Below are 5,883 nucleotides of genomic sequence, written 5' to 3' on the forward strand. Positions count from 1 at the left end.
GAGTTCACGGCTCGGGAGAGCCATAAACCGCAACCGCCACAATGCGATGCCGATCCTGACACGGCTCCGAGGCTGTTCAACCTGGAAATCGATATGCAGACCGGGAAGGCAAAGTGGGATCGCCTCGATGCGGAAGATGACAGCGGTAATATGCGTCCTGTTCCGCAAAGTTACATAAGCCCCATCAGATTTGAATTTGACAGCGGCAAATCAGATGTCGACCTGAAAAAGATGTCTTACACGGATAGTTTTGAAAAATGGCTTTCTGAAAACCGAAAACACAAATTCGATGTCAAAGCATTCACCGGTGGGGAGGACGTGGCGCTGGTCCGAGCCCGCGCAGTGGCGGTGGACAAACTGCTTGCCACGCGCGGCGTCCCTAAAAGCCGTAGACGTATCCTTGTGGTGACTGACCAATACCGCTCGGGGGTAGCAGTCACAGGCCGATAGAAACGTCGTCCGCTCCCTTGGCCCTTGCAGCGCCTGCTGCCTGGGGTAGCCTATGCCCTGTTATCGTGCGTTCGGGGCGGGCATGGACGTGGTGGTGACCCCCGTGAGGGACGAGGATGCGTGGTGGCTCACCGCCCGGCGCGGGGCGCCCTCGGCGCAATCCGGAAAACCCCCGGGACGGGCACGTTCACCATCATAGCGGAGCCGGAAAGCCCACTGTACGGCATGCCCGCCCATCACGCCTCCCTCGACGAGGCCCTGGCAGCCATCGAGCAGCACACGGGTGGCGTCTGCGAACTCAATCACGACCTGAAGGACTGACCCGGCGTCCCTCCTCCCCGTGCGCGCGGCTGACCCTGCCGCGGCCTTCGTCGAACTCTGGCTCGGCCGGCAGGCCAGCCCGCACACCCGCCGCACCCTCACGTCCGGCGGGCGTCAGTCACATCCCGGTAGGTGGCCACAGCAAGGCCGGCCGGCGGCTGCTCGCACCCGTGACAGCGCACCCGTCGCGCGACCTCAACCACATCCTCCCCGGGGGCCGCGTCCAGTTCCTCCCAGGTCTGATGGGTCCCACTCCCGCATTCCGGGCAGCGCAGGATGCGCAAGCCACGGTAGCCGCTTGCACGCCAGTCCGAGACCGTGCGCACCTGCGCAAGGGTCATAAAGCCTCTCCCTGAGCTCGAAAGGAGGCGCTCATACCTGCGCTCGATCACAGGGAGAAGTCGGCCGCACTCGGCCTGTCGCATGCGTACCTGCGCCTACCGCATGGAACAGGCCCCACGTGACGGGCCCACGCCCGACGCTGAATGGGACCCATCTACGGCCTTCAGGCTGCCAAGGCCGCCTCAGGCTGGGAAAACGCTGTCAGAACGCCGAAGAACGCCTGGGCCCTGCGGGCTGCGGCAGCCGCCGCCTCGCTGGTGGCAAAGCCCATCGAGTCGAACACATCGCCGTCCGGACCGATGCACACCAAGAGCCACGGAATTCCCGGCCCGGATGGTGGGTACACGGCGAAGCGATAGCTGCTGGTAGCGGTATCGATCTGCCCGGACATGTCGGCCTCCCTGTAGGTGGCCCCCAACACTGTGCGGAAAACATAGGCTCGCGGGCGCACGTCGTCGGTGTGCTGGCTCACAAGCAATCGGCCCTGCCATGCGCCATCCACCGCTGCGGGCCCCTTCTTGCCTCCAATCTCTTGTCTGGCGGCGCGGAGGCGTGGGTGTTGATCGTTCTGATCCTGTTTTGTCTCGTTGCGGGCATGAGCCTCGCCCAGGCCGCCAACCATGTACCAGTCCGGCAGGCAGCCCTTGAAGGGATCGGCGGCTCCCTCGTTGTTGGTGGCTTCGTCCTGATCGGCATCCGGCTGCCGCTGTTCCACTAAGGTGGATCGGCACCCAAAAGGGACCCACCACGTCTCTCCGCATCCCGCTTACATCCCGACCAGCTCGGCCTGCACGCCGACGAGATAATCGGTGAGCCGCTGAGTGAGGGCGTGGTCACTACACTGGACCCACAGCGGGGCTGGCAAGGCGAGTGGGTCGAGACGGCGCAGGATCGCCTCAGCCACATCGGCTGCCTTTCTCTCGTCCGAGAAGGCCAGCAGGCGCGCACCCTGTGGCGTGCCGATCATGATAGCGATGTCGGCCATGCGTCGCTTCTGCCCAGAGAAGCCGTTGCTCCTGAGTGGAGCAGGTGAGCAACGAACCCGTGTGTCTCTCCGCTACCGCAAGTAGGTCCTGCGAAGCAGACGCTCAACGCGCGGATGGGCAGCCGCGATCAGCGCAACGGCGCCGGCCGCTCCTGTGAGCATCACGATGGCTGCAAGATCCAACATGCCCGCAGCATCTGCCCGGTGGCGACCCTCGGCTACGTGACGCGCTGCCCTGGGTCAGCTTGCCTCACTGACGGGCGCGCATCGTGCGGCGGCCTACGCTCCAGCCGATCCCGCAGCCAGCAAGGTACAGCCCCATAGCCGCAAGAGCTGCGCGTTCGGCTGCGCTGAAGTCCGGCAGGGCTGACACCGTGCCCTCCTCGACCAAGGTGACCCCGTTAGGCGCTGCGCCCTGCAGAACAGGCTCACCTCCGCGAACGATGAGCCACCGGCATTTCTGAGCGGGGTTGAGCGGGTCGAGGCCACCGGCGAGGCAAGCTGGCAGAGGCCGCGCTTCCCAGACCGCGTAGCTCGCCAGGGCAAGTGCGATCAGCAGGCAGGGTATGGCTAAGGTCAGACCCAGGTAGTGGCTCCATCTAGGTACGCGCATCGGCGCCAGCTCCGGCGTTCGTCATACCGTCCATCTTCATGATGCTAGCGCATGGCTTCGGCCCTCGCTGTCACCCGCATCAATTCCGGTGATGTCGCGACGTTGAGACCGACCGCTGCCTTCCGGCAGCTTCTTGAACGGTTGTGCTGGTCTCGTTGCCCCCGGAGTTAACACCCTCGTATCCGTGGGGTGCAGGCTTTTGCACCCTCCCCCCTTGGCTGCCGTCCCACGGGTGCGTCGCATCCAGGCCTGCCACTCGCGGCTGATGATCCGGATCAAGTTGGGATCACTCCGGCGGCCCTGGTGCCGGCGCTCCTGGATGGTCAGCAGCCCGTCACCCTCGGCAAGCCGGATGGCGCTCTGGGCCAAGCGCCGGCACACCCCTGCCCTGGCGGCAATGGCGTCAATGCAGAGCCCGCACACGCCCTTCTCGGCCACCTCGTCGGCGACGATGCGCAGGACGGCGAGTTCCCCGGTGGTGAAGCGGGCAGCCAGGGCCGGCGGCATCGGGCCGGAGCAGGCCAGCAGCCGGCGCCTGTCGCGGGAGGCGATCCGGTCGGGCGAGGAGGGCCGCTTGCGAGGCGGAAAGAGGCTCATACGGCCGGCAGGGACGCCCACCGGCACGATCCCCGCCCGGATGGCGCTGCGGCGCTCGTGAAGGCGCTCAGCGAGGCTCTGAGCGCCCGCATCGTCCACGGCACCGGAAGCATGCGCCTGCCACACCTGGCGGGACAGCTCGTCCATCTGCGCCAGCGTTCGGGCACCCGCGATGGCAGCCCCCATCGTCTCACGAAACATCGTTCACAGCCCTCTCGGGCCGCGTCAAAGCAGGAGCACGCACGGCATGCGCACCCGGCAAAAGGCAAAGCGCCATCGTTTCGGGAAGCGACCCCGATTGACTCCTGAGCGGAGCTATGATGTCTGGGGAGTTGGAGATTGGTCCCCGGACCTCATCGATTTCGACGGCCTCACCCTTGCCGGGGTGGGGCCGTTGGCGTTTTGGGCTTAGGTCTTCGTCGCGGCGGTCTCCTGTTCCGGCTCACGACTCGCGAGAGCGGGCCTGCCGGACATGCCATGTCGCGTGGCGGGGACGGTTAAGTCAACGTCGCGCCAAGGAGGCTTGAGCGGGGCAGCGTGGCGTGCTCGTGTCCGATCCATGATCAAGTCCGACCTCACCCGCCGCCTCGCGGAGCAGAACCCGCAACTCTACGAGAAGGACTGCGAGGCCATCGTGAATGCGATCCTCGGCAGGATCATGGATGCCCTTGAAGCCGGCGACCGGGTGGAAATCCGCGGCTTTGCCGCCTTCACGATCAAGACCATGCGCTCCAAGCAGGGTCGCAATCCGCGAACTGGTGAAAAGGTCGACGTGGCCGAGAAGAAGGCCGTCCACTTCAAGCCCGGCAAGGAGATGCGGCAGCGGCTGAACCCGGGCGGCGAGAACCTGGAGCCCACGGCTCACCAGCTCCCGAGGGCGTCCTAACGTACACCCTGCGACCTGAACGGAAGCACATTGGGTGCTACCGGCAGAACCGCGTCCGAGCTTCCGATGGGCTTCTCGGTGGCCACCTTTGGACAGGTCGCCGCGAGAATTATCCAGCGAAACGCGCCTATTCCGCCCTCGCGCGTCAGCCGCCGCTGCATCCGCTTTCGCAACCATACCGGCAGGTTCTCAGGCGTGCGCACGGCTGCCCCCCGACACGTCAGGGTTGCATCTTCCGCCAAGTGGTTGTGTGCGGCTAATACCCTTTCGAGGTGGATCAGAAGGCGAACTACGCAGAAGCGGCTCCCCACAGCGAGGAGCCGCGTGCCTCAGGCAGGCTTCTTACGACCGCGCCCCGCCTTCGGCGGTTCGACCGAAGCTTGAGCGCCACCCCGGCCGAGGCCGATGGCCTTGGCGAGTTCCGAGCGCTGAGCGGCGTAATTGGCGGCCACCATCGGATAGTCCCTCGGCAAGCCGAAGCGCTCCCGGTAGCTGTGTGGATCAAGGCCATGGGACGAGAGATGCCGCTTCAGCGTCTTGTAGGGCTTGCTGTCGATGAAGGAGATCAGCGCGTCCGGCGTGATCGACTTGCGGATCTGCGAGGGCGTCACCTTCTCCGTCTCTTCCGTTGCAGGTGCCGACGGCTGCCCGAGACCGCTCAAGGCTGCATGCACGTTGCCGAGCAGCACCGGCAGTTCAGCAGCCGGCAGTGAGTTCTTTGCCACGTAGGCACTGACGATATCAGCCGCGAGCGTAAGGAATTCGGGCGTCGTGCCCTGCGTTTCTTCTGACACGTGTTCTATCCAGATCGTGAGCCCCTCGCGCGTATAGATCGCCCGACTGGCATGGAATTCAAGAACAATTCGATGGGTGCTGACCGGGCTTCCGCTCAGACTGCGCGGAGCCGGAAATGACTGGGAGTTCATGCACTCAGCCTCCGAGAGCGCGCGTCTGCGTCCAGTTGCGCTCAATCAGCTTGGCACCGACCGGTCAGCATGCTTCTACCGAGCGGCGTGATCGACCAGCCAAACTCGTCCCGATGGAACTCGACGTAGCCGAGCTGGCGCGCATCTTGGCGGGCCTTCGCCTGATGCGCGCTGCAGCCGATGCCGATGCGACGGACGTGAACCGGGCCGTCGCAAGCGTGGAGAGCCCTAAGGAACCTCAGCATTTCGTGGGTCATGGACGCACTCCGTACCGACTTGAGAGCAAATTTCGGTACGGTTTCAGCGACGGCATCCCCCAAATGGTGGAGCTTCCCCAGCATTGTTGAAGGCGGACTACGCAGGGGCCGCTAACGATCCGTTAACCACGATGCGGCAGTTTCACAGGCGAGTGGACGCCTCCGCTCGTCATTGGAAACCCCGCCCTTCGCGCGATCAGGGCGGGGTTTTCCATTGCGGGGGCGCCCCGCCGCCCGAGGTCGTGAAAGCGGCGGGGCTTGTCGCGGCGCTGGCGACCGAGCCGTGTCGTGGCGGCTCACAGGCAAGTTTGGCCAGCCTGGTTAAGCAGATCTGAAGATCGGGATGGGCGGGCCGCCTTGGTGCGGTTTGGTGCGCCTAGCGGTTGTTTCTCGTCAACATCACCTCACCCTCATGCGCCGCCTCGTGTTCTCCGTCATCGCCTTGGCCTTTGTCGCGCCGGCACAGGCGCAAAGCGCTAAGACGGCCACGAACACCATGAAGGGCT

The 5,883-nt window shown here is 65.0% G+C and carries 8 protein-coding genes; 3 read left to right on the forward strand and 5 right to left on the reverse strand.

The window, feature by feature from the left end:
- The coding region (locus WDW90_RS34170; protein WP_336492155.1) for an OmpA family protein at positions 1-450 on the forward strand (450 nt) is incomplete at its 5' end.
- Positions 451-573: 123 nt separating this feature from the next.
- Complete coding sequence (locus tag WDW90_RS34175) at positions 574-771, forward strand: hypothetical protein (protein ID WP_336492156.1); 198 nt, start codon at positions 574-576, stop codon at positions 769-771.
- Between the two features lie 505 nt (positions 772-1,276).
- On the opposite strand, the gene WDW90_RS34180 is transcribed toward WDW90_RS34175, so the two are convergent.
- From WDW90_RS34180 to WDW90_RS34190, 3 genes are all read right to left on the reverse strand, one after another.
- Positions 1,277-1,828 (reverse strand): hypothetical protein, encoded by a 552-nt coding sequence (locus WDW90_RS34180; protein ID WP_336492157.1) that lies wholly within the window; start codon positions 1,826-1,828, stop codon positions 1,277-1,279.
- A gap of 51 nt (positions 1,829-1,879) precedes the next feature.
- Entirely contained in the window at positions 1,880-2,098 is a 219-nt protein-coding gene (locus WDW90_RS34185) for a hypothetical protein (protein ID WP_336492158.1), read from the reverse strand.
- Positions 2,099-2,747: 649 nt separating this feature from the next.
- Positions 2,748-3,509, reverse strand: a complete 762-nt coding sequence (locus WDW90_RS34190) for a hypothetical protein (protein WP_336492159.1) — start codon at positions 3,507-3,509, stop codon at positions 2,748-2,750.
- A 358-nt stretch (positions 3,510-3,867) separates the two neighbouring features.
- Between WDW90_RS34190 and WDW90_RS34195 the strand changes: the two genes are divergently transcribed.
- A complete protein-coding gene (locus tag WDW90_RS34195) occupies positions 3,868-4,194 on the forward strand; it encodes an integration host factor subunit beta (protein WP_336492160.1) in 327 nt (108 codons plus the stop codon).
- 329 nt (positions 4,195-4,523) lie between these two features.
- Here the strand turns inward: WDW90_RS34195 and WDW90_RS34200 are convergent, their stop codons facing one another.
- The gene (locus WDW90_RS34200) at positions 4,524-4,988 is read right to left on the reverse strand and encodes a Ros/MucR family transcriptional regulator (protein ID WP_336492162.1); all 465 of its coding nucleotides are present in this window, start codon (positions 4,986-4,988) and stop codon (positions 4,524-4,526) included.
- Between the two features lie 173 nt (positions 4,989-5,161).
- Complete coding sequence (locus tag WDW90_RS34205) at positions 5,162-5,377, reverse strand: hypothetical protein (protein WP_336492161.1); 216 nt, start codon at positions 5,375-5,377, stop codon at positions 5,162-5,164.
- Between the last annotated feature and the right edge of the window lie 506 nt (positions 5,378-5,883).

Origin of the sequence: Methylobacterium nigriterrae, assembly GCF_037106235.1 — a bacterium.
Classification (GTDB): Bacteria; Pseudomonadota; Alphaproteobacteria; order Rhizobiales; family Beijerinckiaceae; genus Methylobacterium; species Methylobacterium nigriterrae.

Bases quoted from the DNA above. Each gene is read 5' to 3' on its own strand.
- WDW90_RS34185 (WP_336492158.1), bottom strand. From the start codon at position 2,098: ATGGCCGACATCGCTATCATGATCGGCACGCCACAGGGTGCGCGCCTG.
- WDW90_RS34190 (WP_336492159.1), bottom strand. From the start codon at position 3,509: ATGTTTCGTGAGACGATGGGGGCTGCCATCGCGGGTGCCCGAACGCTG.
- WDW90_RS34195 (WP_336492160.1), top strand. From the start codon at position 3,868: ATGATCAAGTCCGACCTCACCCGCCGCCTCGCGGAGCAGAACCCGCAA.
- WDW90_RS34205 (WP_336492161.1), bottom strand. From the start codon at position 5,377: ATGACCCACGAAATGCTGAGGTTCCTTAGGGCTCTCCACGCTTGCGAC.